Annotated in this window: 21 protein-coding genes; 5 read left to right on the forward strand and 16 right to left on the reverse strand. The window is 70.6% G+C overall.

What is annotated here, in order from left to right; translation table 11 throughout:
• Positions 1–10: 10 nt before the first annotated feature.
• From QM809_RS12860 to QM809_RS12880, 5 genes are read left to right on the forward strand one after another with little or no spacing between them, the layout of a single operon-like run.
• On the forward strand, positions 11–1,009 hold the full coding sequence (locus tag QM809_RS12860) for an ABC transporter permease (protein ID WP_415046153.1): 999 nt from the start codon (positions 11–13) through the stop codon (positions 1,007–1,009).
• On the forward strand, positions 1,006–1,863 hold the full coding sequence (locus QM809_RS12865) for an ABC transporter permease (protein ID WP_415046154.1): 858 nt from the start codon (positions 1,006–1,008) through the stop codon (positions 1,861–1,863). The genes QM809_RS12860 and QM809_RS12865 overlap by 4 nt, the downstream gene beginning before the upstream one ends.
• Positions 1,860–3,563 carry a dipeptide ABC transporter ATP-binding protein gene (locus tag QM809_RS12870; RefSeq protein WP_415046155.1) on the forward strand — a complete coding sequence of 568 codons (1,704 nt, stop codon included), beginning with the start codon at positions 1,860–1,862 and terminating at the stop codon, positions 3,561–3,563. Before QM809_RS12865 ends, QM809_RS12870 begins: the two co-directional genes overlap by 4 nt.
• Positions 3,560–4,798, forward strand: coding sequence for an acyl-CoA dehydrogenase family protein (locus QM809_RS12875; RefSeq protein ID WP_415046156.1), 1,239 nt, complete (start codon positions 3,560–3,562; stop codon positions 4,796–4,798). The genes QM809_RS12870 and QM809_RS12875 overlap by 4 nt, the downstream gene beginning before the upstream one ends.
• The gene (locus tag QM809_RS12880; RefSeq protein ID WP_415046157.1) at positions 4,798–6,171 is read left to right on the forward strand and encodes an LLM class flavin-dependent oxidoreductase; all 1,374 of its coding nucleotides are present in this window, start codon (positions 4,798–4,800) and stop codon (positions 6,169–6,171) included. The genes QM809_RS12875 and QM809_RS12880 overlap by 1 nt, the downstream gene beginning before the upstream one ends.
• Before the next feature lie 399 nt (positions 6,172–6,570).
• On the opposite strand, the gene QM809_RS12885 is transcribed toward QM809_RS12880, so the two are convergent.
• From QM809_RS12885 to QM809_RS12960, 16 genes are all read right to left on the reverse strand, one after another.
• On the reverse strand, positions 6,571–7,026 hold the full coding sequence (locus QM809_RS12885; RefSeq protein ID WP_415046158.1) for a hypothetical protein: 456 nt from the start codon (positions 7,024–7,026) through the stop codon (positions 6,571–6,573).
• The gene (locus QM809_RS12890) at positions 7,023–7,553 is read right to left on the reverse strand and encodes a flavin reductase family protein (protein WP_415046159.1); all 531 of its coding nucleotides are present in this window, start codon (positions 7,551–7,553) and stop codon (positions 7,023–7,025) included. Before QM809_RS12890 ends, QM809_RS12885 begins: the two co-directional genes overlap by 4 nt.
• A gap of 88 nt (positions 7,554–7,641) precedes the next feature.
• Positions 7,642–8,817 carry an LLM class flavin-dependent oxidoreductase gene (locus QM809_RS12895; protein WP_415046160.1) on the reverse strand — a complete coding sequence of 392 codons (1,176 nt, stop codon included), beginning with the start codon at positions 8,815–8,817 and terminating at the stop codon, positions 7,642–7,644.
• 12 nt (positions 8,818–8,829) lie between these two features.
• On the reverse strand, positions 8,830–10,011 hold the full coding sequence (locus QM809_RS12900; RefSeq protein ID WP_415046161.1) for an SfnB family sulfur acquisition oxidoreductase: 1,182 nt from the start codon (positions 10,009–10,011) through the stop codon (positions 8,830–8,832).
• Positions 10,012–10,061: 50 nt separating this feature from the next.
• Entirely contained in the window at positions 10,062–11,276 is a 1,215-nt protein-coding gene (locus QM809_RS12905) for an acyl-CoA dehydrogenase family protein (RefSeq protein WP_415046162.1), read from the reverse strand.
• Positions 11,277–11,579: 303 nt separating this feature from the next.
• Positions 11,580–12,755 (reverse strand): dimethylsulfone monooxygenase SfnG, encoded by a 1,176-nt coding sequence (gene sfnG, locus QM809_RS12910; RefSeq protein WP_415046163.1) that lies wholly within the window; start codon positions 12,753–12,755, stop codon positions 11,580–11,582.
• 252 nt (positions 12,756–13,007) lie between these two features.
• Entirely contained in the window at positions 13,008–14,186 is a 1,179-nt protein-coding gene (locus QM809_RS12915) for a hypothetical protein (protein WP_415046164.1), read from the reverse strand.
• 146 nt (positions 14,187–14,332) lie between these two features.
• Positions 14,333–15,601 carry a substrate-binding domain-containing protein gene (locus QM809_RS12920; protein ID WP_415046165.1) on the reverse strand — a complete coding sequence of 423 codons (1,269 nt, stop codon included), beginning with the start codon at positions 15,599–15,601 and terminating at the stop codon, positions 14,333–14,335.
• 166 nt (positions 15,602–15,767) lie between these two features.
• Positions 15,768–16,964, reverse strand: coding sequence for a substrate-binding domain-containing protein (locus QM809_RS12925; RefSeq protein ID WP_415046166.1), 1,197 nt, complete (start codon positions 16,962–16,964; stop codon positions 15,768–15,770).
• Between the two features lie 99 nt (positions 16,965–17,063).
• A complete protein-coding gene (locus tag QM809_RS12930; RefSeq protein ID WP_415046167.1) occupies positions 17,064–19,229 on the reverse strand; it encodes a malate synthase G in 2,166 nt (721 codons plus the stop codon).
• A gap of 116 nt (positions 19,230–19,345) precedes the next feature.
• Positions 19,346–20,275, reverse strand: a complete 930-nt coding sequence (locus QM809_RS12935; RefSeq protein ID WP_415046168.1) for a 3-methyladenine DNA glycosylase — start codon at positions 20,273–20,275, stop codon at positions 19,346–19,348.
• A 1-nt stretch (position 20,276) separates the two neighbouring features.
• Positions 20,277–21,356, reverse strand: coding sequence for a hemolysin family protein (locus tag QM809_RS12940; protein ID WP_415046169.1), 1,080 nt, complete (start codon positions 21,354–21,356; stop codon positions 20,277–20,279).
• Entirely contained in the window at positions 21,349–22,731 is a 1,383-nt protein-coding gene (locus QM809_RS12945) for a hemolysin family protein (RefSeq protein ID WP_415046170.1), read from the reverse strand. Before QM809_RS12945 ends, QM809_RS12940 begins: the two co-directional genes overlap by 8 nt.
• Positions 22,732–22,740: 9 nt before the next feature.
• Positions 22,741–24,177, reverse strand: a complete 1,437-nt coding sequence (locus tag QM809_RS12950) for a GuaB1 family IMP dehydrogenase-related protein (RefSeq protein ID WP_415046171.1) — start codon at positions 24,175–24,177, stop codon at positions 22,741–22,743.
• A gap of 49 nt (positions 24,178–24,226) precedes the next feature.
• A complete protein-coding gene (locus QM809_RS12955; protein WP_415046172.1) occupies positions 24,227–25,174 on the reverse strand; it encodes a M56 family metallopeptidase in 948 nt (315 codons plus the stop codon).
• A gap of 109 nt (positions 25,175–25,283) precedes the next feature.
• On the reverse strand, positions 25,284–25,676 hold the full coding sequence (locus tag QM809_RS12960) for a BlaI/MecI/CopY family transcriptional regulator (protein WP_415046173.1): 393 nt from the start codon (positions 25,674–25,676) through the stop codon (positions 25,284–25,286).
• Positions 25,677–25,705: the final 29 nt, after the last annotated feature.

Here is a 25,705-nt window from a genome sequence, read left to right on the forward strand (position 1 = left end):
AGGAGAAGACATGACTACGACGACGCCGGTCACGGCGGAGCCGGTCGCCCCACCCGGGTGGTTCACCGCCCAGAACATGCGACGGACGGCAGCACAGATCGTGTCTGGGCTGGGGGTGCTGGCGGCTGCGGCGACGGTCGCCTGGCTGGCCCAGATCGCGATACCGGGGGACCGCGCGACCGCGATCTTGAACATCAGGGCGGGCACACAGCAGACGTACACGCCCGAGCAGTTGGCCGAGGTCGACAAGGCGTTCGGTTTCGACACCCCGCTCGTCGCCCAATGGCTCACCTATGTGACCGGACTTCTGCACGGTGATCTGGGCACCTCGTACTCGCAGTTCAAACCGGTCACCGAGATCATCGGAAACCAGCTGGCGCCGAGTCTGGTGCTGACGGTCTCGGCTCTGGTGGTCGCCTGGATCATCGCGGTCGTGGTCAGCCTCTCGACGGTGAGACGAGGACGCCTCCGCGACGGTCTCGGTACGGCGTTCGAAGCGTTCACCGCGAGCCTGCCGCAGTACTGGGTCGGTGTGATCCTGCTGGTGATCTTCGCCGTGAAGATCCCGATCTTCCCGGTGATCGGCGGTGACGGTGCATGGGGTTCGGTCCTGCCGATCCTGACTCTGGCGATCCCGCTGAGCGGCTTCCTCGGGCAGGTGATCCGCGACGAGTTCGAGAAGGTGTTGGACCAGCCGTTCATCACCACCGCCCGGACCCGCGGGCTCAGCGAGACCGCGGTCCGTCTCGGACACGGCCTGCGTCACGCCGTGGTGCCCGCGGTCAGCCTGTCCGGTTGGGCACTGGGCGCCCTGATCTCGGGTGCGGTCATCGTGGAGAACGTCTTCGGCCGCCCCGGTGTCGGACAGATCCTGGTGACCGCCGTCAACACCCGTGACATTCCGACGGTGTCCGGCGTGGTCGTGCTGATCGCCGCGATCTACATCGTCGCGAACATCCTCGTCGACGTCGTCTACTCCATCATCGACCCCAGGCTGGGTGAATCATGACCGCTCTCGCTCCTGTTCTCGGCAGGGTCGGTGTGACCGGCCATCTGTCGAATCTGCGCCCCGGACTGCTTCTGTCCGGACTGTTCGTGGGTCTCGTGCTGATCGCAGCGGTCGCCCCGGGGGTCCTCGCACCCTATTCGGAGACCGGGATCGACCTGAGCGATCCACTCGCCGCGCCGTCGCCGACCCATCTGTTCGGCACTGACGAGGCCGGCCGTGACGTCTTCTCCCGAGTCGTCCACGGCACCCGGCTCTCGCTGGGAATCGGGTTGGGGGCCACAGCCATCGCGATGGGCTCGGCGATCGTCTTCGGATTCCTCGCCGCGCTGGCGGGCGGGGTGGTCGACACGGTCATCACTCGCGTGCTCGAAGTGTTCTTCGCTTTTCCGGCCCTGCTGGCCGCTCTGCTGGTGGTCGCCGTCTCCGGTCCGTCCGTGACCACCTCGATCATCGCCGTCGGCATCAGCTCGATGCCCGGCTATGCGCGAATGGTCCGCGGCCAGGTGCTCAGCGTCCGGAACTCGGGATACATCGAGTCCGCGACCGCGCTCGGTCATTCCCGGGTGAGCGTCATCCGGCGGCACCTCTTCCCGAACGCCATGCGACCGCTGGTCGCCGTGGCCACCCTCGGCGTGGGCCAGTCCATCGTCTGGGCTTCGTCGTTGGCCTTCCTCGGACTCGGTGTGAAGCCGCCGAGTGCGGAATGGGGAGCCCTCCTCGACGCCGGCCGCAACCACATCATCACCAACTGGTGGCTGGAGGTCCTCCCGGGGCTGGTGATCGTCCTGTTCGCCATCTCGGTCACCACCCTCGGCAGGGCCGCACAACAACGACTGGAAGGAGCGGCACGATGACCGCTACCGCCCTCATCTCTCCCGCTCACGGAGGAACAGCGAAGGGAGACACCGCGACCTCGGTCCTCACCGTCGAGAACCTGCGGGTGACCTTCGGCGACACCGAGGTCGTCAAAGGGATCTCTTTCCAGGTCGCGCCCGGACGCTGCCTGGCGATCGTCGGGGAGTCCGGTTCGGGAAAGTCGGTCACCGCGCGCACTCTGGTCGGTCTGACCGGCGACGGGGCGACGGTCACCGCCGACACTCTCGAACTGCGGACGGAGGACTCCGGCGCCGTCGACCTGGGCGGACGGAACGAGCGCTCCTGGCGGAAGATCCGCGGACGCGACATCGGTTTCGTCCTGCAGGATGCACTGGTCTCCCTCGATCAACTGCGCAGGACGGGGGACGAGGTGGCCGAACCGTTGAAGGCACACGGCTGGGGTGGACGTACCGAACGTCGGGCCAAAGCGGTGGAACTGCTGGGGTCGGTCGGTGTCCCGGAGCCGGAGGTCAAGGCACGTCAACGTCCTTACGAACTGTCCGGCGGTCTGCGTCAGCGCGCTCTGATCGCCTCGGCGATCGCACTGGACCCGCCGCTGCTGATCACCGACGAACCGACCACCGCCCTCGATGTGACCGTGCAGGCACAGATCCTCGATCTGCTCAGTGAGGCCAAGAGCACCGGTCAGGCGATCATCCTGATCAGTCACGATCTGTCGGTGGTGGCCCGGCTGGCCGACGACATCGCCGTGATGCGTCACGGTGAGATCGTCGAACAGGGGTCCGCCGCCCGAGTGCTCACCGCGCCGCAGCACGAATACACCAGGGCACTGCTCGACGCGGTGCCGTCCACGCATACGCGCGGTACCCGGTTGGTCCGCAGATCGGGAACCGACACGGTGGTAGGCCGACGGGCACGGGTGGTCGACCACGACCGCGTGGTGCTCGAGGCCCGCGGCCTGAAGAAGGTCTTCTGCGGGCCGGACCGGGTGGACCGGACCGTCGTGAACGACGTCTCCTTCCGACTGTTCGCCGGTGAGACGCTCGGCATCGTGGGGGAGTCGGGGTCGGGCAAGACCACGACCGCCCGCATCGCTCTGGCCCTGGAGGAGGCCACTGCAGGCGACGTGCTGCTGCACGGGCGGGCATGGTCGTCTCTCTCGGTCGGGAAGCGTCGTCCGTACCGGCGCGAGATCGGTGTCGTCTACCAGGATCCGCTGAGCTCCTTCGACCCGCGCTGGACGGTGGGCCGGATCGTCTCCGACGCGCTGACCACCGGACCCCGACCACCGGCCGACGCCGACGCGGCCCGCACCCGCACCGTCGAACTCCTCGAACAGGTCGGTCTCAGTGCGAACCACTACGACGCGGCACCGTTGCGTCTGTCCGGCGGCCAGCGTCAACGTGTCGCCATCGCGCGCGCCCTGGCTCCCGAACCCGGCATCCTCGTCTGCGACGAGCCGGTGTCCGCCCTGGACGTCTCGATCCAGGCCCAGGTACTCGACCTGCTGACCGACCTGCAGGACGAGCTGGGAGTGAGCTACCTGTTCATCTCCCATGACCTCGGCGTCATCCATCACATGAGCGATCGGGTTCTCGTGATGAAGGACGGCGAGGTCGTCGAGGCGGGAACCGCCGATGACGTGTTCGACAGCCCCCGACACCCGTACACGCGGGATCTGCTGACCGCTCTACCGAGATTGGAGGTCGCCCGATGACGACCGATGCACGATTGACCGAACGATTCGCCCCGGTCTTCGACCGGATCGCCGCCGGCGCGGTCGAACGAGAGACCGACCGCATCCTGCCCGCCGAAGCCGTGGAACTGCTGCGCGAATCCGGTTTCACCCGGATCCGTGTGCCGGAGGAGTACGGAGGTCTGGGCGCGAGTCTGCCGCAGTTCGTCCGGCAGTTGATCGCCCTCGGAAAGGCCGACTCGAATCTGCCGCAGCTGCTGCGCGGACACGTCGCGTTCGTCGAGACGCAGTCGAGCCATCCGGATCGGGAATCTGCCGGGCGCTGGCTGCGGCGGATCGGGTCCGGTGCGATCGTCGGCAACGCGCAGTCCGAGAACGGCAACCAGTCGTTCTGGCAGAACGCGACCACCGTCGTCGCCGACGGCGACGAGTACCTCTTGAACGGCAAGAAGTTCTATTCCACGGGCAGCCTGTTCGCCGACTGGATCCACACCAGCGCCTACTTCGACGCCGAGCACACCGCGAACGTCCTGGTCCGGGCCGACGCGCCCGGAGTCGAACGGATCGACGACTGGGACGGTTTCGGCCAGCGACTGACCGGCAGCGGCACCACGATCTTCGAGAACGTCCGCGTACCGGCGGAGGATGTCGAACCGTATCCCAACGGGCAGTTCAAGGGCACGTATCTGCTGGCGGTCCTGCAGCTGAACCACCTGGCCACGCTGGCCGGGATCGGGCAGGCCGCCGTCGACGACACCGTGGCCTTCGTCAAGCAGCGGAGACGGAACCTCATCAACCCCTCGTATCCGACTCCCGCCGCCGATCCGCAGATCCAACAGGTGGTCGGCCGGATCGCTGGGGCCTCGTTCGCGGCGACCGCGACCACCCTGGCCGCCGCCGAGGCGGTCGGGGAGGTCGCCGACGCCGTCGTCGTCGGCACCGCGACAGAGGCGCAGTTCGATGCCGCGGACGTGGCCGTCTTCGCGGCGCAGACCGCGGTGATCGAGACGGTGCTGGGTCTGGTCACCGAGCTGTTCGAGGTCGGCGGCTCCTCGGCGGTGACCGATCGATTCCGACTCGACCGCCACTGGCGCAACGCCCGTACCCTGGGCCAGCACAATCCGGCGATCTACCGGCAGACGCTGGTGGGCGACCACCTCCTCAACGGTCGATCGCCGAGCGAATGGGCGAGCGACTCCTGGAACGCGGTCCGGGAGTCGGCCCTCGCCGACGCTGCGGCGAACGGAGCGACGTGATGGCCGACCGGCTCTTTCTGAACGCGTTCGTGATGAACACGACCAGCCACATCCACCACGGGCAGTGGCGGCGACCCGACGCCCGGCAACAGGACTTCAACGACGTCCGGTTGTGGATCGACCTGGCCGAGACCCTGGAGAGGGCGAAGTTCGACTCGATCTTCTTCGCCGACGTCTCCGGGCTGTACGGGGACTCCGACGCCGACTACTCGGTGTACGTGCGGGAGGGGCTGCAGATCCCGAGCAACGATCCGACGGTGCTGGTGTCTGCGCTCGCCACCCACACCGAACACCTCGGGCTGGCGATCACCTCGAACGTCTTCCAACAGCATCCGACGAACTTCGCCCGACAACTGGCGACCCTCGACCACCTGTCGAAGGGGCGGGTCGCCTGGAACATCGTGACCGGAACCCAGGACAACGGCTACCGGAACTTCGGATACCGGGCTCTGGCCGAGCACGACGAACGGTACCGGTGGGCCGACGAGTACGTCGACGTCGTCTACAAGCTGTGGGAGGGGTCGTGGGACGAGGGAGCCCTGGTGCAGGACAAGGAGGGGAGCCTGCACGCCGACCCGGCCAAGATCCACAAGATCCACCACGTCGGTGAGCGGTACGCCGTCGAGGGTCCGTTCCTGCCGTCGCCGTCCCCGCAGCGCACTCCGCTGCTGTTCCAGGCGGGGTCGTCGGGCCCTGGCCGACGGTTCGCGGCCCGGAACGCCGAAGCGGTCTTCCTGGTCGCGCCGACCCCCGACGTGGCCCGGCAGCAGATCGAGGAGACGCGGGCGCTGGCAGTGGCGGCCGGCCGCGACGCCGACGACATCACCTTCCACCAGGGACTGAGCTTCGTCGTCGGCGACACCGAGGAGGAGGCGACGGCGAAGTTCGCCGAGTACCGGCGCTATGCGAGCAGCGACGGTTACGCCGCCCACATGGCGATCGTCGATCCGGACGGACGCGTGTACCCGGAGGACACGCCGATCTCGGCGATCGAGACCAACACCGCGCGCGGTTTCCTGGAACATCTGCGTCGGCACGTCACCGACCGGGAGCCGACCGTCGGCGACCTCCAGCTGCAGCGGTTGAAGGACACCGTGGTGGTCGGCACGCCGGACCGGATCGCCGACGAGATCGAGTGGTGGCGGGCCGCCGGCATCGACGGGGTCAACGTGATCAACTGGGTGATCCCCGGCTCCTTCGAGGAGTTCGCCGAGAAGGTGGTCCCGGTGCTGCAGGAACGCGGTCTGGTGCAGACCGAGTACGCGCCGGGAACGTTGCGACGCAAGCTGTTCGGCGACGACCGACTGAGCTCCCGCCACCCGGCGGCGGCGTATCGGGGAGCATTCGCCGAACCGGTGCCGACCGGCACCTGAGTTCTCCCGACTCCTGCTCGATCGTCTGAGGCCCGCCTGTCGGCGGGCCTCAGACATATGTCGAGCGTTCCCTTCTGCTGAGCGTTCCCTTCTGTCGAGCGTTCTTCAGCGATCGAGTTTTTCGTTGATCGAGTCTTTTTCGTTGATCGAGCGGAGTCGAGATCCCCGAGTGCGTGGTCTCGACTCCGCTCGACCATCGAAGGGGAATTCGACCGGCGCAAGGGGAATTCGACCGGTGACGGGGAGCTCGAGCGGGAAAGGGAGCACTCGGCCATCGGAGGAGTCGTCCGGCCGGCGAAGGGGCGGTCCGGGCGTTGTCGGGGCTCGGTGTCGTCGCCGGAGATGCGTCGGGCCCGGGCACTCGAAGGAGTGCCCGGGCCCCGAGTTCTGCGCTGGGTACTACGCGGCCGAGACGGTGTGGAACGACAGCGGGAGACCCCGGGACGCCAGGATCGGAAGCACCTCGTCGATCACCTTGGTGATCGGCGCATCGGTGTCGGCGGAACGCAGGGTCACCCCGTCGGCGACGCCGACCGCCCAGATGTCCCACAGCAGACCGGCGAGCGTCCGGGACGTGCCGGGGTGGGTGATCGTCTCCGAGCGGGCACCCGGATACCAGTCGGGATGCCGGTCGGTGAAGTCCAGGAAGGCCTGATTCACCGAGTCGGCCAGGACGACGTCGATGTCGAGGAACGTCGGCCGGGACGCCGCCGCCGACAGCCTCGCGGCATCGGAGAGCGCGCCCACCCGCAACCGTTCGACGTCGTCGACGCTCGCGGCGGGGGAGGTGAGCTCGATCCAGCCGTCGTGCTCGGTCACCAGGGCGATACGCAGGGTTCGGGTCCGGGTGCTCATCGGACGGCTCCTTCCAGGAAACGCAGTCGGCTGTGATGGAACACCAGCGGTGCGGCATCGGGGTCGGTCGTGTGGTCGTGGACTTCGAGGAGGGCGATGACGTGGTCGCCGGCCGGGATCAGCTCGCGCAGGGCGGTGGTGAACGTGGCCGCCGCACCGTCCAGGTGCACCGCGCCGGTGGGATCGGCGGTCCAGGCGACGTCGTCGAAGCGCTCCGCCGAGTGCCTGCGGAAACTGGTCGTCACCGGCTCCTGATCGTCGGCGAGCACGCTGATGCCCCAGTGCGACTGCTCGCGCAGGGCGGGCAGCGTCGTCGACTCGACGCCGATGTTCACCGACACCAGGGCCGGTGCCAACGACACCGACGTGAACGTCGAGGAGAGCAGGCCGACGGGAGCACCGTCGGCGAGGGCGGCGATGGTCACCAACCCGGTGGGGACGTGGGCGAAGGCGCGACGGAGGACGTCGCGATCCAGTTGCACGGTGTCGGGGGCGACGTGTGCGACGGAGTCTGTCGTGGTGGTCATGCGATGACTTTCGGTCAGCGGGGCGGCACCGGCAACGATTGCGCGCACCGTGGGTTCAAGAGGACGGGGGATCAGGGGGTGCGAAGGGTCAGCGGGCGGCGAGGAACGGTTGTCCGGTGCGGTGCTTCGGACGGCCGCCGGCCGCCCCGGAGTCGAAGAGACCTCGACGTTCCAGTTCGGGCACCACGCCCTCGCCGAACCAGTACAGCTCCTCCAGGTGCGGATACCCGGACAGCACGAACTCGGAGATGCCCAGCGTCGCGTACCGCTCGATCAGATCGGCGACCTCCCGGTGGCTGCCCACCAGCGCGGTGCCCGCTCCGCCGCGGACCAGGCCGACGCCGGCCCACAGATTCGGCACCACCTCCAGGGCGCGCGGATCACGCCACGAACCGTCGGAGCGATGCCCCTCGTGCAGGGCGCGCATCGCCGCCTGGCCGGTGGACTCGCTGCGGGCCAGGCCGTTCTGGACGCCGGCCACGACGTCGTCGTCGAGCGCGTCGAGGAGTCGTCCCGCCTCGGCCCACGCCTGCTCGGCGGTGTCCCGGGTGATCACGTGCAGCCGGATGCCGAAACGGACGCTGCGTCCGTGCTCGGCGGCGAGGCCGCGGATCCAGGCGATCTTCGCTGCGACGGCATCCGGCGCCTCACCCCAGGTGAGGTAGACGTCGCTGTGCCGGGCGGCCACCGGGCCGGCCGCCGGGGAGGAGCCCCCGAAGTAGATCGGCGGGACCGGGTCGGGGACCCGCGCCAGGTGGGCGCCGTCGACGGAGAGGTGACGGCCGCGGAAGGTCACGGTGTCGCCCTGCCAGAGGTCCCGGACGATCGTCAGGAACTCGTCGGTGCGCTCGTACCGGGCGGTCTTGTCCAGCTGATCGCCGTAGGCGCGCTGCTCGGCGGGCTCGCCGCCGGTCACCACGTTCAGCAGGAGCCGTCCCGGTGCGTGCCTGCTGAACGTCGCGGCCATCTGCGCGGCCAGCGTCGGGCTCACCAGACCGGGCCGGAACGCGACCAGGAAGCCGAGTCGCTCGGTCTCGCGCGCCACCATCGCGGTGGTCAGCCAGGCGTCCTCGCACCAGGCGCCGGCCGGGGTGAGGGCCGCGGTGAAACCGAAGTCCTCCGCGGCCCGGGAGACGGCGGAGAGGTAGCCGATGGAGGCGTCGCGGTCGCCGCCGGCGGTCCCGGCGGGCAGTCCGTGACCACCGCCGACGATGAAGCGGGAGTCGCCGTAGGTGGGCAGGAACCAGTGCAGTTTCAGAGACATCGGAGGTCTTTCCTAGAGGGAGCCGTGGCCGGTGGGCAGCCGCCGGTCCAGGGCCCATCGGCCCAGGTGGTGGAGCTTCCAGCGTTCGGGGTCGTGGAGGGTGTGCGTGCGGGCGTCGCGCCAGAAACGCGAGAGGTTCGACGATTCGGCGGCCGCCCGCGTCCCGCCGACGTCGAACAGGTCCGAGGCGGCCCGGCGGGCGGCGCGCCCGGCGGCGACCTTCGCGGCGGCGGTGGCCAACGAGGCCTCGCCGACCGCCGCGGGATCGGGCTGCGGGGCGGCGTCGGCGTCGTCGATCCGCCGCGCGGCCGTGGCCAGCAGCGATTCGGCGCCGCGGACGGCGAGTTCGAGGTCGCCGGCCTGCACCAGGAGCAGCGGGTCGTCGGCGGCCCGGGACACCTCGGCCTCGAACCACGGACGCGCCGCGGCGACGACCCCGACCGCGGCGTCGAGCGCACCGCGGGCGATCCCGGTGTCGATCGCCGCGTGGATCAGCTGGGCGCGGGCGCCGTAGGTGCCGGAGGCATCGATCAGCGCGGAGTAGTCGAGCAGCCGGTCGGCCCGCACCGGAGTGCGGTCGAAGACGACGGTGCCGCTGCTCGTGGTGCGCTGACCGAACCCGTTCCAGTCGGTGTCGATCGTGATGCCGGGGGCGTCGGCGTCGACGTAGGCGATCACGGTGCGCCCGTCGTCGTGCACCGCGCGGACGGCCAGGACGTCGGCGAAGACCGCGCCGGTGCAGTAGTACTTGGTGCCGGTCAGGACCAGACCGCCCCGGTCGGCGGTGACCCGGGTGACGTCCTCGCGGACCGTCTCGGAGAACCGTTCGGTCTGGGCGTTGGCGATCCGGGCGCCGGCCAGGACCCGGCCGAAGATCTCGGCCCGGAGTTCGTCGGAGCCCGCGCGGGCGAGGGCCTCGAGGAACACGAAATGGCTCTGCGGGATCTGGGCCAGGCTCGGATCGGCGGCGGCGAGGAGCGCCACCACTCGGCTCAGGGTCTCGGCGCCGAGACCCGGTCCGCCGAAGCGGCGGGGCACGGTGATCGTGAGCAGACCGGAGTCGGTGAGCGCGGCGATCTCGTCACGGGGGAGTCGACGTTCCCGGTCGCGATCACTCGCCCCCGCCGCGAGGGCGGGGGCGAGTCTCACGGCCCGGTCCAGCGCCTCGTCGGCGTCGTGGAGGGGTTCGGGCACGGCGGATTCCTTTCGCGGGTGTTCTCGGTTCTGGTCGTTCCGGTCGTTCGTCAGCTGTAGAGGCTGAACTGCGGTGCGCGGTGGTTCAGCGTCCAGTCGCCGATCTCGCGCGCCTTGTAGGCGACCGGATCGTGGACGGTGTGGGTGCGCAGGTTGCGCCAGTGCCGGTCGAAGCCGTACGCGCTGGTCGTGGCGCGGGCACCCTGGATCTCGAAGAGCCGGGACGTCGCCTCCAGGGACACCTTGGTGGTCAGATACTTGGCTTCGGCGACGGCGATCGCCGCCTCGGCCCGCTGCTCGGCGTCGATCCCGGGACCGGCGTCGAGCGCCCGCTGCAGCACCTCGCCCGCACGGTCGGCCAGGAGCGCCGCCGCGGTGATCTGCGCACGCAGTTCACCGACCAGCTCCAGGATGTAGGGGTCGTCGGTCGCGGCCTCCAACCCCGAGGTCTCCCACGCACTGGCGTGCAGCCGGGTCCAGTCCAGCGCCTCGTCCAGCGCGCCCTCGGCGGTGCCGATGTAGAAGTTCACGAAGGCGAGCTGCCAGTGCGGCGTCACCAGCTGCTGATACGCGGAGAACTCCTTGCCGGTCAGCGGATCGTCGCCCAGGATCTCGGCGCGGGAGACGGGCGTGTCGACGAACTCCACACCGCCGGAGTCGGTGAGCCGCTGGCCGATGTTGTCCCAGTCGCCGAGCGGTGTGAAGCCCTCCTTGCCCGCCGGGAGCGAGAGGAACACCAGGTCGTCCTCGAAACTCGCGGTGACCGACAACCGGTCGGCGACGCTCGCCCCGGAGGCGAAGGTACGACGACCGGTCAACCGGAAGCCGTCGCCGTCACGCGTCAACTCCAGGCCGGTGCCGCCGCGCGGGTTCTGCACGCCGCCCCAGAAGAGCTTCTCCTGTGCGTTGCGCCGGGAGAGGTCCTCGGCCTGGTCGGGGGTGCCGAACAGGTGCGGGATGCGCTGCTGGGCGTAGTGGTAGCCGAGCAGGTGGGCGATCGAGGTGTCGCCGCGGGCGATCCGCCGGGTGATCTGCTGGGACTGCGCGTAGTCCAGTCCGTCGCCGCCGAATTCGACGGGTTCGCCGACCTGGAGGAGATCGTGTTCGCGGAGCAGTGCGATCTCGGCGAGCGGAGCGGCGCCGGCTCGATCGCGTTCGGCGGCCGTCGCCCGGAGTTCGGCGGCGACCAGATCGGCGCGGGCGAGAGCGGCGGTGAAGCGGTCGGCGTCGACGGCGGTGTCGGGGCGCTGTTCGGTGGTGGTCATGGGAGAGGTTCCTTCGGATTCGGGTTCAGGTTCGGAGAGGTGTGCGGGGTGTGGTCTCGACTCCGCTCGACCATCGAGGAGGCTCGACCGCTGAGAGGGCTCGACCATCGAGGGGGCTCGACCGCTGAGGGGGCTTGACCGCTGAGGGGGCGGCCGCTGAGGGGGGTCGGCCATCGAGGGGGTGCCGTTCCTCGGTGATTCCTTGAGGGTGTTCCGGTCCTCGGCGGGGGAGAGCCGCCCTCGGTGATCGAGCGGAGTCGAGATCTCAGCCGCAGTACGGAACCGCCCGGGCGGCGTAGTGCCTCACGCCAGGACCCCGTGGCGGGCCAGCTCGGACTCCAGGCGTCCGCTGGCGGCGAAATCGGCCTCCAGCTCGCGGACCAGCGGCAGGATCTTCTCGCCGAAGTAGGCGACGTCCTCCAGGTAGTGCAGGAAACCGAGGAGGAAGAGGTTCACGCCGCGGGCCTTGTAGGCGACGATCCGTTCGGCGATCTGTTCGGGCGTGCCGATCAGACCGGTGCGGAAACCGTCGTTGTACTGGACCAGGTCGGCGAACTCGGAGTCCTGCCACATGCCTTTGCCGTCGCTCGTCGAACGGCCCGCCTGCGTCACGGCCGAACCGAAGCCGGCGACGGCCTCGCGGTCGGCCTTGTCGACGATCTCGCGCAGGACGTCGCGGGCCTGGCGCTCGGTGTCCCGGGCGATGAGGAAACCGTTGAGACCGAACTTGACCGTCCGGTCGTGCAGGGCCGCCTCGGTGTTCACGTCGATCACCTGTTCGGTGATCCCGTCGAAGTCCTTGCCGTTGCTGAAGTACCAGTCGGAGACCCGGCCGGCCATCGCGCGGGCCGCCGTGGAGTTGCCGCCCTGGAAGATCTCCGGGTGCGGGCGGCCGGGCACGTCGACCGGTTTGGGCTTCAGATCGAAGTCGTGCAGTCGGTAGAAGTCGCCGGTCAGTTCGGCGTGCTCGCTCGTCCAGATCTCGCGGAGGTAGCCGATGAACTCCTCGGCGCGACGGTACCGCTCGTCGTGTTCGAGCCACGGCTCGCCGAGCTTGGTGAACTCGTCCTTGAACCAGCCGCTCACGACGTTGACCGCGGCGCGGCCCCCGGAGAGCTGATCGGCGGTGGCGATCAGCTTGGCCAGGACGCCCGGCTGCCAGAGTCCCGGGTGCACCGCGGCGATCACCTTGAGGCGCTGGGTGGCCAGCAGCAGCGCGAGCGAGAAGGCGGTGGACTCGTGCTGGTAGGCGGCGCCGTACGACGCGATGTAGCGGACCTGGGTCAGTGCGTAGTCGAATCCGTTGTTCTCGGCCAGCACCGCCAGTTCGCGGTTGTAGTCGTAGCTCCAGTCGGTGCGCTGCTCGATCTTCGAGACCACGAGACCACCGCTGACGTTGGGCACCCAATAGGCGAACCGCAGGGGTTCGTGAGCCGCTTCGAGGCGGGCGGCGGCGGTGGCGGAAGTGTGTGCGGGCATGACGGAACGGACCTCCTGGAGGTCGGAAGACTGGGGGTGAGGGGGAGTGCTGAACGCTGTGCCGTCAGTCTGCTCCGCGGGTGTCGATCGCGGCAATCGTTGAAACCACGATGACCTCAACCCCGTTCGACCTGCGGTTTCACCGGATGTGCGGGCGGTCGACGCGGTCGCCCCGTCGGCGCGCAGGTGCGCTCGGTTCGCGGGCGGCTCGGGGAGTGGGGTCTCCCGTCGACCCGCGGGGCCGGGCGGACGTCAGGAACCGGCGACGGCCGCGGGCAGGACCGTCCGGCTGATCGCGACGGTCGCCTCGGGCTGCGGCATCGGCAGGACGGCGCCGACGTCGCCGAACGTCACGGTCGCGGTGGAGGCCGGGAGCCGGCCGGCTCCGCGGAAACCCGACCGGGTGAAGACGCGCATCTGCTCGGGGCGGCGCGCGAACTCGAGGAACCGGGCCACGGTGCTCTTCATCGTCGCGGTCACTCCGGGTCCGCCGAGTTCGGCGACCGGGTAGTCCAGCACGGGGGTCGGACCGCGCGGGGCCAGCACGGCGACCTTCGCCCGGGCGTCACCGACGGTGAGCGCGTAGAGCCGCTGTTCGCTGATCGGGACCGCGCGCACCGGGGCGCGCGACGGTGCGGTGGTGGCCGCGATGGCCGCGACCGCGGCCTCGGCGCTGCCGTCACCGGGACGCGGCGGGGCCGAGACCAGCTCAGCCAGACCGGTGGCGACCTTCGACGCGGTGACCTGCGCGGCGGTGAGCGGCCCCCGCGCACCGGTCAGGCCGGCGGCCACGGCGTGGGCGGCGAGTGCGGTGGCGTCGGACTGCGCACCTCGCGGCATCGCCATCCGGAGCGAGCCCCACCAACCGCGGTCGTACGCCTGCAGCGCCCGGGCCCGCGTCAGCCGGGGGAGGTCGGACCAGCCGAGCGAAGTGCCCATCACCCGGGCGATCACCGGTTCCACCGCGAGCCGGACCGGGGAGTGGACGAGCGAGGCGGAGCCTCCGGCGAGCGCCGTCGGCCGCACGGTGCCGACCGCGGCGAGCCAGATCGAGCTCTCCGGGATCCAGGCGGCAGGCAGTTCACCGTGGGCTCGGGGATCCCACGACGCGGCGGTCAGACCCTCCAGCATGCCGCGGGCATCGGCGGGCCGGATCTGCACCGAGACGCAGTGCTCGTCGATCTCCGGCGACTGCGCGGAGTAGGACTCGGCCACCTTCTCCAGGGCCGGGGCGAGTGCCGGATCGGCGGCGATCGGCACCACCAGCTCGCCCTCGGCGCACGACGACGCCGCGACGGGCGGCGGCGCAGGCTCGTCCGAGTCGACGAGGACGACGACGAGCGCGACCACCAGCATGAGCAGGAGGACCCCCGCGAGGACCGGCACGGCGTATCTGTTCCGGGCCGTCCTCCCGCTCTCGTGCGTGCCCACGTGTTTCCTTCTGCTCCGGGCCTCGCGGAGACCCCTGTTCTTCTCGCCTCCGACGATGCCGGGGAGAGTCTGCTTCTCGTCTTATCAGACCCCCGGCCGACACCGTGGGAGCCGCTGCGGCGTGGGCGGGAGACGAGGGCGGACGCTCAGCCTTTCGAGCGGCGCGGGGCGGCCGAGGGCAGCACGATCTCGCTCACCGCGACGGCGGCGGCCGGCTCGGCGGTCGGCATCACGTCGCGGAGTTCGGGGAAGTCGACGGTCGCGGTCGCGTCGGGAAGAGGGCCCGCGCTGCGGAACCCCGCGGCGCTGAAGACCTTCTGCTGTGCCGGCTTCTTCACGAAGGCGAGGAAGGCGTTCACCGCCGCCGCGGCCCGGGGGTCCGAGCCGGCGAGGTCGATCACCGGGTAGTCCAGGACCGGGGTCGCCCCGCGCGGACGGATGATCGACACCCGTGCCCGGCGATCGCCGGAGGTGATCTGGAAGAGACGCTGCTCGCTGATCGGCACCGACCGGATCCTCGACGACGAGAAGTCGGCGGCCTCGGCCATCGCGCGGACGGCCGCGACCGCGCCGCCGTCACCGGCGCGCGGCGGAGCGTGCACCAACTGGCGCAGGCCGACGTCGATGTTCGGGGCCCGCACGGCGTCGAGCGTCAGGCCGCCGGGTCTGCCGTAGGCCTGGTGCGCGTAGGCCTGGGCGGCGAGGGCGGTGGCATCCGAGCGCGGGCGGTTCGGCATCGCGAGCCGGATCGATCCGAGGACGTCGGAATGCCCGTACGCCTGGAAGGCGGCGGCGTAGGTGACGCTCGGGACGTGGAACCAGTTCATGTCGCCGTGCGCGGCGACGGCCAGTTCCGGCCGGACGGCGAGCACCACCGGCGAACGGACCAGCGAGACGGGTTCACCGTCGACCGGCCGGGCGCGGTGGCGACTGCGGCTCCTGCTCAGTGCGGCGAACCAGATCGACGACTCCGGGATCCACGCCGCCGGGTGCTCGCCGTGGGCTCCGGGGTCCCGGTCGGGTGCGGTGAGGTCGTCGAGCATCGCGCGTGCCTCGACGGCGTCGATGCGGATCCGAGAGCAGTCGGTGCGGTCGCCGACGGGCAGTGCCCCGTACCGTTCGGCGAGGGTCTTCAGCGCGGGGGCCACGCCGGGATCGGCGGCGATCCGGACCGGCGCCTCGGCGCGCGGGCAGGAATCCGATCCGGTGCTCGTCCCCGCGGGGCTCGTGGCGGCGGGACTCGTCGCGGGGGTGCTCTCCGCGGCGGCGGGCACGCCGTCGGTCTCGTCGCCGAGCTGCCGCCAGACGAGGGCGCAGGCCGCCGCCAGGATGACGACGAGTGCCGTGCTGATCGCGATCTTGACGTCCAGCGAGCGCAGCGGATCGTCGGGGGTCTTGACGTGGGGGTCTGCCACGGGTCCGTTCCAATCATCGAGGAGTTTCCGCGACCCCTCGAACGGGGAACTCCACTGTCTCTCCGGGGGCGGCCGGACCCGCCGCACCCCGGAGAATCATCGTGTTTTGTATATCATGCGCCATCTGTGTCACGCCACCGATGCCGGGCGGCGGACGACGTGGAGACTACTTGGATCGGGGGGCGGCCGCGGGCAGGACGATCCGGTTCACGGCCAGCACGGCGGCGGGCTCGGCCGCGGGCATCTCGTCCTTCACCTCGGGGAAACCGATGGTGGCGGTGGCCTCGGGGAGCGGCCCGGTGCCGCGGAAACCGGCCTGAGTGAGGACCTTCATCTGCGCGGGTTTACGCGCGAACGTCAGGAACTCGGCCGCCGCATCGGAGGCGTACGCCTCGACGCCGTCGGTCAGCCGGATCATCGGGTAGTCGAGCTTCGGGGTGAAACCGTGCGGCCGGATCACCCCGATCCGGGCCTCGTCGTGGTCCTTGGTGGCCAGGTACAGGCGCTGCTCGCTGATCGGCACCGACCGGATGCTCGCGTCGGAGAACGACTCCGCGTCGATGATCGCCTGCACCGCGGCCTCGGCGCTCCCGTCGCCGTCGCTCGGCGGATCGCGCATGAGCTGCTTCAGACCCACCTGGACGTCGTCGTGTCGCACCCCCGCCACGGTGAGCGGGCTCGCCTCGTCCGGGGAGACGGTGTTGGCGGCGAACGCCTGGGCCGCCAGCGAGGTGGCCGCCGACTGCGGGCCCTGCGGCATCGCCAGCCGGATCGAGCCCTTGAGCGGACGGTGACCGTATGCGGAGAACGAGTCCGCGTAGGTGAGGTAGGGGACCTGGACCCACATCACGCTGGTCCCGGCGGTGGAGGCCATCTCCGGGCGCACGGCGAGCAGGACCGGCGAGGTGACCAGCGACTCCGCGGTGCCCTGCACCGCGTCCGCGTCGCCCGCGGTGAGCGCGGCGGCCCAGATCGACGACTCGGGGACCCACGCGGCCGGGTGCGGACCGTTCGCCGCGGTGTCCCACCGGGTGGCGCGCAGACCGTCGAGCGTCGCCCGCGCGTCCCCCGGACGCACCGCGATCTCCACGCAGTGGTCGCGGACCACCGGCTTCTGCGCGTTGTAGTTCTGCGCGATCTCCTGCAGGGCGGGCGCGACACCGGGGTCGGCGATGATCGGCACGGTCGACGCGCCTTCGAGGCAGCCGCCCGGCGCCGCGGTGGTGGGCGACTCGTCGTCGATCCGGTCGCCCAGACCGATCCAGGCGATGGCGCCGCCGCCGAGCAGGATCACGGCGAGGATCGCGGCGAGCAGCGGTCTGCTGATCGGCTCCCTGAAGCGGTTGAGACTGTGTAATCCCACGGGTGCTCCTCTTCTCGGTGTCGGGTCTTCTCGGTGTCGGGCCCTCTGACGGACCGAGCCCGGACCTGGTCCCAGGTCCGGGCTCGATGACCGTCTCGATCAGGCGTTCGCGGCCTTGTACTCGCGGCGCGCCTTGTGCAGGAGCGGTTCGGTGTAACCGCTGGGCTGCACCGCCCCCTCCAGGATCAGCGCCTTGGCCGCCTGGAAGGCGATGTTGGTGTCGAAGTCCGGGGCCATCGGGCGGTAGGACGCGTCCCCGGCGTTCTGCCGGTCGACGACGGGCGCCATCCGTTCCAGCGCGGCGACCACGTCGTCCTCGCCGACCACGCCGTGGCGCAGCCAGTTGGCCAGCAGCTGGCTGGAGATGCGCAGCGTGGCGCGGTCCTCCATCAGTGCGACGTCGTGGATGTCGGGCACCTTGGAGCAGCCGACGCCCTGGTCGATCCACCGCACCACGTAGCCGAGGATCGACTGGCAGTTGTTGTCCAGCTCTTCGCGCTTCTCCTCGTCGCTCCAGTTCGGATCGGCGGCCAGCGGGATGGTGAGGATGTCGGAGAGCTTCGCGGGCTCGCGGTCGGCGATCTCGTCCTGGCGGGCGAAGACGTCCACCTCGTGGTAGTGCAGGGCGTGCAGGGTCGCGGCGGTCGGCGACGGCACCCACGCGGTGTTGGCGCCGGCCTTCGGGTGACCGATCTTCTGGGCGAGCATGTCGGCCATCAGATCGGGCATGGCCCACATGCCCTTGCCGATCTGCGCCTTGTGCTGCAGACCCGCGGCCAGGCCGGTGTCGACGTTCCAGTCCTCGTAGGCCTTGATCCAGGTCTGGGCCTTCATGTCGGCCTTGCGGACCATCGGACCGGCCTCCATCGAGGTGTGGATCTCGTCGCCGGTGCGGTCCAGGAAGCCGGTGTTGATGAACACCACGCGCTCGGAGGCGTTCGCGATGGCGGCCTTGAGGTTGGCCGTGGTGCGGCGCTCCTCGTCCATGATGCCCACCTTGAGGGTGTTGGTCGGCAGGCCGAGGACCTGCTCCACGCGACCGAAGATCTCGGCGGTGAAGGCGACCTCGTCGGGGCCGTGCATCTTGGGCTTCACGATGTAGATCGAGCCGGTGCGCGAGTTCTGCAGACCCTCGCTGCTCATGCCGTGGATGCCGATCGCGGAGGTGATCAGGGCGTCCAGGATGCCCTCGGGGACCTCGTCGCCTGCGGCGTCGAGGATGGCCGGGTTGGTCATCAGGTGGCCGACGTTGCGGACGAACAGCAGCGAGCGGCCGTGCAGCTCCACCGGCTGCCCGTCGCGACCGGTGTAGGTGCGGTTCGGGTTCAGGACGCGGGTGAAGGTCTTGCCGCCCTTGCTGACCTCTTCGGCCAGGTCGCCCTTGTTCAGGCCCAGCCAGTTGGTGTAGCCGAGCACCTTGTCGTCGGCGTCGACGGCGGCGACGGAGTCCTCGAAGTCCATGATCGTGGTGATCGCGGACTCCAGCTCGACGTCCTTGATGCCGGCCGGGTCGGTGGAGCCGATCGGGGAGGACGGGTCGAACAGGACGTCGATGTGCAGGCCGTGGTGGCGCAGCAGGATCGACGACGGCGCCGAGGCCTCACCGGTGTAGCCGACGAAGGCGTCCGCGTCGGCGAAGCCGGTCGCGGCACCGTCGACGGTCACGACCACGGTGTCGCCGTCGACGACGTAGGAGGTGGCGTCGGCGTGGCTGCCGGCGGCCAGCGGGACGGCCTTGTCCAGGAAGGCCTTGGCGAAGGCGATCACCTTGTCGCCGCGGACCTTGTTGTACGACGAGCCCTTCTCGGCGCCGTCGGTCTCCGGGATGGCGTCGGTGCCGTACAGCGCGTCGTACAGCGAGCCCCAGCGGGCGTTCGACGCGTTCAGCGCGAAACGGGCGTTGAGGACCGGGACCACGAGCTGCGGGCCCGCGGTGTCGGCGATCTCGACGTCGACGTTCTCGGTGGTGATCGCGAAGTCGGCGGGCGGCTCCACCAGGTAGCCGATCTCCTTCAGGAACGCGACGTAGGCGTCCTGGTCGGGGGTGCCCGGGTTGGCGCGGTGCCACTCGTCGAGCTTGGCCTGCAGGTCGTCGCGGACGGCGAGCAGTTCGCGGTTGCGGGGAGCGAGATCCTCGATGACCGAAGCGGCACCCGCCCAGAACGCGTCGGCGTCTACACCCGTACCGGGCAGCGCCTTCTCGTTCACGAAGTCGTAGAGGACCTTCGCGACCTGCAATCCGTGGACGTTGACGCGTTCCGTCATGGCAACCCTTCTCTCAGCCGGTGAACTCCGGCGGGCGGCGAGCTTCGTCGCCCGGCGACCTCCGCGCACGCCGGTGCGCGCGGGACGTAGTCATGGTACTAGGTCCGGGATCGGGGCTACTGGTCGGTAGTGGTCGGAACGACGGTCTCGAGCAGCCCACGGCACCGCTCGGCGACGCGTGCCCGCAGCGCCGTGCCGCGCTCGGCGAGCGCGGTCTGCTGCCGGAGGTACTCGGCCCGTCCCCGCGGCGTCTCGATCGGGACGGGGTCGTAGCCGAGGGCGGTCAGATCGTACGGGCTGGCCCGCATGTCGAGGGTGCGCGCGTCCAGGGCCAGTTCGAACGCGTCGGCGAGCAGTTCGCCGGGGACCAGCGGACCGAGTTTGAGGCAGTGCCGGTACAGGTCCATCGTGGCGTGCAGGCACCCGGGCTGCTCGTGACGGATCTGATCGTCCCTGGTCAGCACGTTCGCGTTGCGCGGTACGGCGTCGGGGGTGAAGAACCGGAACGCGTCGTAGTGGGTGCAGCGCAGCGGCATCGACTCCACCACCGCGTCGGTTCCCGCCGCGCCCAGCCGCAGCGGGATCGCGTGACGGGTCTCCGGCGTCCGATAGACCATCGCCCACTCGTGCAGTCCGAAGCAGCCGAACCGGGCGGGCCGGGACGCGGTGGCCGAGGTCGACTCCACGATCGCGCCGATCGCCGAGGCACGACGATCCCGGAACTCCTCGGTCACCGCGACGACGCCGCCGCGACGGGCGTAGCCCTGCAGAGCGAGATATTCGTCACCGTCCTCCAGGCCGATGCCGAACCCCGGATGCCAGCGGCGGACCTGGATCGGGCGCGCCGAATAGTAGGTGAACAGGAAGTCGATCACCGCGTGCTTGCGGCCGCGTCGTCGTTCGGCGAGGTACGGGCCGACGAGGGCGTCGATCCGGTCGGCGTGCGCGGCCGCCCGGGCCCGCCACTCGGGTTCGCCGAGGACGGTCCCGACGGTCGCCGGAGAATCCGACGGGCCCGCCGGGGCCGGACTCGCGGGGGTCGACACGTCAGCCGATCCGGTGCGTCGCATCCCGCAGATCGCCGACGAAGGCCTCGGCGAGATCGGCCAGGGCGATCACCCCGACGGTGACGCCGGCGTCGTCGACCACGGCGGCCAGGTGCGCGCTGGCGGTGCGCAGGAGGACGCTCGCCTCGTCGAGGGGCGTCGTGGCGGGCACCCGCGGCAGCGGCCGGATCTTGTCCGCACCCAGGATGCTGTCGTGCCCGAGGTCCTCGTCGAGGATGTCGTCGAGCGCGTCCTTGAGGTGGAGGTAGCCGATGTACGCGCCGTCCAGGCCCCGCACCGGGAAGCGGGAGAAGCCGGTCTCGCGGACCGCGCGTTCCACCTCGCCCAGCCGGGGACCGATCCGGCCGGTGCCGGCATCCACCGCGGCGGGCACGGTGCGCACGTGCCGCAGCGGGATCATCACCTCATCGACGGTGCGTTCGACGGTGCGCAGCGCCCGGACCAGCCGCTCGTGCTCCTCGGCGTCGAGCAGACCGAGTTCCCGCGACTCGGCGATCATCTGCGCCAGCTCGGTCTCGGTCACGGTGGAGGAGACCTCGTCCTTGGGCTCCACGCCGAACAGGCGCAGGGTCCCGTTGGCGAGCGCGTTGTAGAACCAGATGAACGGTCCGACGATCCGGATGAACACCAGCTGCACGGGGATGAGCAGCATCGCCGCCCGCTCGGGACCGGCCAGCGCGATGTTCTTGGGCACCATCTCGCCGAGCAGGATGTGCAGGATCACCACCAGGGTGAGGGCGACGACGAAGGCGATCGGGTGCAGCAGCCCCTCCGGCACCGACAGCGCGTGCAGCGGCCGTTCGATCAGATGCGCGATGGCGGGTTCGCCGACGCGGCCGAGCAGGATGGAGCAGATCGTGATGCCGAGCTGGGATCCGGCGAGCATCAGCGACAGCTTCTCGGAGGCCCGGACGACGGTGCGGGCCCGTTTCTTGCCGGCCTCCTCGAGTGCGACCAGCCGGTCGCGGCGGGCCGCGATCAGGGCGAACTCGGCGCCCACGAAGAAGGCGTTGGCGGCCAGCAGCACGACGGTCAGCAGCACGCCCCACAGGTCACCCACGGGAATCCTCCTCGGTAGCGGGGGTCTCGGGCTGGATCGGGGTCAGCCACACGGCGTCGACGCGGCGGCCGTCCATCGCGACGACGGTGGCACGCCACGCGGTCTCGGGCACGTCGTCGGGATCGGTCACCGCATGGCGCGGCGGGAGGTCGACGATGTCGCCGACCTGCGGGATGGCGCCGAGCAGGAACATCACCTGGCCGCCGAGCGTCTCGTACGCGCCGTCGGGCGCCTGGTAGCCGATCGCCTCGGCCACCTCGTCCACGCGGAGCAGACCCGAGCAGCGGTAACCGTTGCCCACCCGGCTGATGTCGGACTCCTCGTCGTCGTGCTCGTCGGTGACGTTGCCGAGGATCTCCTCGATCAGGTCCTCGGAGGTGACGATGCCCGCGGTGCCGCCGTACTCGTCGACCACCACGCAGATCTCCAGGCCGTCGGCCTTGATCCGCTCCATCAGGGCGTCGCCGTCGAGGCTGCCGGGGACCCGGGTCACCGGACGGGCGAGCGTGCGCAGCGAGGTCGAGTCCTGGGCCTGCGGCGGCACGGTGAACGACTGCTTGATGTGCACCACGCCGACCAGGTTGTCCAGGTCGCCGTCGTCGGCCACCAGGAACCGGGAGTGCCCGGTACGCGAGGCCGCGGCCACCAGATCGCGGACCGTGTCGCCGGGTTCCAGCGACTGCACCCGGACGCGCGGGGTCATCAGATCGTCGGCGTCGAGCGCGCCGAAGCGCAGCGACCGGTCCACCAGAGTCGCGGTGTCGGCGTCGAGCGCACCGCGCAGCGCCGAGTTGCGCACCAGGGCGCCGAGCTCGGCGGCCGAGCGGGCCGAGCCGAGCTCCTCGGTGGGTTCCACCCCGAACCGTCGGACGATCGCGTTCGCCGAGTTGTTCAGCCCGAGGATCGCGGGCTTGAACACCGTCGAGAAGGCGATCATCGGGCCCGCGGTGGCGCGCGCGGTGCCCAGCGGCTTGGCGATCGCCAGGTTCTTCGGGATCAGCTCGCCGAGCACCATCGAGAGCGAGGTCGCCAGGAGCAGCGCCAGGGTCAGGGAGACCCCCGACGCGACACCGGTGGAGACCGGCAGGTGTTTCAGGACCGGATCGAGTAGCTGGGCCAGCACCGGCTCGGCCAGGTAGCCGGTGATCAGCGTGGTGATGGTGATGCCGAGCTGGGCGCCGGAGAGCTGGAACGAGAGCGTGCGATGGGCCCGCGCGACCAACCGGGAACGACGATCATCGCGGCGCTCGGCGTCGTCGTTGACGGTGGACCGCTCCAGCGCGGTCAGCGAGAACTCGGCGGCCACGAACAACGCGGTGCCGAGGGTGAGCGCCAGGAAGCCGACGAGCTTGGCGACGATCAGGAGGATCTCCACCGGCGTGGTTCACCAGCCCCCGGGGAGCGGGCGGCCCTCGGCGAACCCGGCCGCCGACTGGATGCCCAGGACCACCTTCTCGTGGAGTTCGGCGAGATCGCGGGCCCCGGTGTAGGTCGCGGTGCTGCGCAGACCGGCGCAGATGTGGTCGATCAGGTCCTCCACGCTCGGGCGCTCCGGATCGATCCGGATGCGCGAGGACGAGATGCCCTCCTCGAAGAGCGCCTTGCGGGCGCGGTCGTAGGCCTCGTCGGCCGAGGAACGCGCGGCCACGGCCCGCTTGGAGGCCATGCCGAAGCTGACCTTGTACTCGCCCGAGGCATCCGCATGCAGGTCGCCGGGCGACTCGTAGGTGCCGGCGAACCACGAACCGATCATCACGTTCGACGCGCCCGCGGCGATCGCCAGGGCGACGTCGCGGGGATGGCGGACGCCGCCGTCGGCCCACACCGAGGCGCCCAGTTCGCGGGCGGTGGCGGCGCACTCGGCCACCGCCGAGAACTGCGGCCGGCCCACCCCGGTCATCATCCGGGTGGTGCACATGGCGCCCGGTCCGACGCCCACCTTGACGATGGAGGCGCCGGCGTCGATCAGATCCCTGGTGCCTTGCGCGGAGACCACGTTGCCCGCGGCGATCGGCACGCCCAGATCGGCCCCGGCCACCGCGCTCAAGGCGCTGAGCATCTTCGCCTGGTGGCCGTGCGCGGTGTCGACGACGAGCAGGTCGGCACCGGCCTCGACCAGGGCGCGGGCCTTGCCGACCACGTCGCCGTTGATGCCGACGGCGGTGGCCACCCGCAGGCGGTCGTGCGCGTCGACGTTGGGGCGGTAGATCCCGGCGCGCAGCGCGGCGACGCGGGTCAGCACGCCGGTGAGGACGCCGTCGTCGTCCACCAGCACGGCGAGGTCGGCGTTGGCCTCGGTGAGGGTGTCGAAGATCGCGCGCGGCGCGGTGGTGTCGGGCAGCTGGACCGGGATCGGGGTCATCGCCGACCGCAGGTCGGAGAACATGTCGAGGTCGGGGCCGGCTTCGGCGCGGGCGATCAGACCGATCGGGCGCCCGCCGTCGACCACCACCGCGTAGCCGTGCGCCCGCTTGGGGATGAGGGCCTGAGCGTGCGCCATCAGGTCGCCGGGGCCCAGGACCACGGGGGTGTCGGCCACCAGGTGGCGTGACTTGACGAAGCCGATCGTGTCGGCGGCGGCGGCGAGCGGGACGTCCTGCGGCAGCACCACCAGACCGCCGCGCCGGGCGACGGTCTCGGCCATGCGCTTGCCGGCGATCGCGGTCATGTTCGCGACCACCAGCGGCACGGTGGTCCCGGTGCCGTCGTGGGTGGCGATGTCGACATCGAAGCGGGAGGTCACCTCGGAGCGGTTCGGGACGATGAACAGATCGTCGTAGGTCAGGTCGTGATCGGGCTGATGACCTTCGAGGAAGCGCACGGATGCGGCCTTTCTTGGTGGGGTGGGCACGGGGTGTGCCGGGGAGATGCTAGTGGCTGAGGAGCCGGCTCAGTTCGGTGAGCCAGGGGATCACGACGGCCAGGGTCGGCACCACCAGCAGGGCGGCGGCGATGGCGTACGCGGTGAGGGAGAGGCGGCGGACGCTCTCGGCGGCGAGCGGCTGATAGGTGAGGCGGCGGACCCGGACGACGGTGGTCGGGCCGCCGACGGCCATCGCGCCGCGGGGTGCGGTCGCGTCGGCGCAGGCGACGAGCGCCCGGCCCACCGAACGACGGCCGGTGGCGTGGACGGCCTGATCGTCGGCGAGCGCTTCGACCAGAAGACGGACCGCGGCCAGCGCCGACCGGGAGCGGACGAACCGCGGGAAGGCCGCGTGCAGGGCGATGAACGCCTCCAGGACGAGGTCGTGCCGGGCGCGCAGGTGGGCGCGTTCGTGCTCGATCACCGCGGCCAGCTCGTCGGCGGTGAGGCGATCGAGGACGCCCTCGGAGAGCACCACGCGGGCCCGCAGGCCGGGCAGGCAGTAGGCGAGGGGTGCGCGGACGTCGAGGACGCGGATGTCCGGGCCCGCGGCGTGGTGCAGATCGGCGCGATCGACCAGGTCGACCAGAGTGCGGTGGGTGCGGCGCCGGGACCGGGTGCCGAACCCGATGGCGGCCACGGTCAGCAGCAGGCGGCCGCCGATCACCAGCGTCGCGGCGAACGCGAGGACGTACACCGACCAGGTGAACCAGCCCAGTCGCGCGATCTCCTCGGCGGGACTGGTGGTGGGGATCCCGTCCGGTCCGGGCGCCAGCAGGTTCGCGGCGATGGCGAGTCCGGTGCTGAACGCGGAGAGGACGGCGGCCACGGCGATCGACTGCCAGAGGGTCATCGCCGCACGCGGCGCGTACAGCGGCCACTCGGCGCGGGCCAGGGCCTCGGGGATCGGGCCGACGAGAGCGACGGTGAGGATACCGAACAGCAGCGCGGTCATCGGTCTTCCTCAGGGTCTCGTCCGGCGGGCGGGGTCAAGAATACGTCTTACGCCCGCGCGGTGCCCAATGGACCGGGAAAACGCCCCGGCGGGTCCGCGAAGCGGGCCGTCACGGGACCGCGCGTTCGGCGGCCTCCAGCTCGTCGAGCGCCTCGCGGAGGGCGGCGGCCTCGTCGGCGCCGACCCGGCCCACGAAGGAGACGAGGGCGGCGTGGCGCGATCCGGGCGCGTCGGCGCCGCGGAGGGCGTCGACCATGAGGCTGGCGACCAGGTCTTCCCGGGGGCGGCTGGCGGCGTAGCGGTGCGCGCGGTCGTCGCGGATCTGGGTGACCAGATCCTTCTTCGCGAGGCGCTGCAGGACGGTCATCACCGTGGTGTACGCGAGCGAGCGGCTCTGGGAGAGTTCGGCGTGCACCTGTCGCACGGTCTGAGGGGTGGGGGAGGCCCACAGCGCGTCCATGACGGCGCGCTCGAGATCGCCGAGTCCGTTCATCTTCTTCATTCTACGCCCGTTCTCAATCCAAGCTCTTC

Source organism: Gordonia sp. (in: high G+C Gram-positive bacteria), assembly GCF_047600385.1.
Lineage (GTDB): Bacteria > Actinomycetota > Actinomycetes > Mycobacteriales > Mycobacteriaceae > Gordonia.

Excerpts from the sequence above, each read along its gene's own strand:
- QM809_RS12905 (WP_415046162.1), bottom strand. The coding sequence starts at position 11,276 with ATGACCACCACCGAACAGCGCCCCGACACCGCCGTCGACGCCGACCGC.
- QM809_RS12880 (WP_415046157.1), top strand. The coding sequence starts at position 4,798 with ATGGCCGACCGGCTCTTTCTGAACGCGTTCGTGATGAACACGACCAGC.
- QM809_RS12870 (WP_415046155.1), top strand. The coding sequence starts at position 1,860 with ATGACCGCTACCGCCCTCATCTCTCCCGCTCACGGAGGAACAGCGAAG.
- QM809_RS12890 (WP_415046159.1), bottom strand. The coding sequence starts at position 7,553 with ATGACCACCACGACAGACTCCGTCGCACACGTCGCCCCCGACACCGTG.
- QM809_RS12875 (WP_415046156.1), top strand. The coding sequence starts at position 3,560 with ATGACGACCGATGCACGATTGACCGAACGATTCGCCCCGGTCTTCGAC.
- sfnG (WP_415046163.1), bottom strand. The coding sequence starts at position 12,755 with ATGCCCGCACACACTTCCGCCACCGCCGCCGCCCGCCTCGAAGCGGCT.
- QM809_RS12960 (WP_415046173.1), bottom strand. The coding sequence starts at position 25,676 with ATGAAGAAGATGAACGGACTCGGCGATCTCGAGCGCGCCGTCATGGAC.
- QM809_RS12895 (WP_415046160.1), bottom strand. The coding sequence starts at position 8,817 with ATGTCTCTGAAACTGCACTGGTTCCTGCCCACCTACGGCGACTCCCGC.
- QM809_RS12860 (WP_415046153.1), top strand. The coding sequence starts at position 11 with ATGACTACGACGACGCCGGTCACGGCGGAGCCGGTCGCCCCACCCGGG.
- QM809_RS12955 (WP_415046172.1), bottom strand. The coding sequence starts at position 25,174 with ATGACCGCGCTGCTGTTCGGTATCCTCACCGTCGCTCTCGTCGGCCCG.
- QM809_RS12865 (WP_415046154.1), top strand. The coding sequence starts at position 1,006 with ATGACCGCTCTCGCTCCTGTTCTCGGCAGGGTCGGTGTGACCGGCCAT.
- QM809_RS12930 (WP_415046167.1), bottom strand. The coding sequence starts at position 19,229 with ATGACGGAACGCGTCAACGTCCACGGATTGCAGGTCGCGAAGGTCCTC.
- QM809_RS12885 (WP_415046158.1), bottom strand. The coding sequence starts at position 7,026 with ATGAGCACCCGGACCCGAACCCTGCGTATCGCCCTGGTGACCGAGCAC.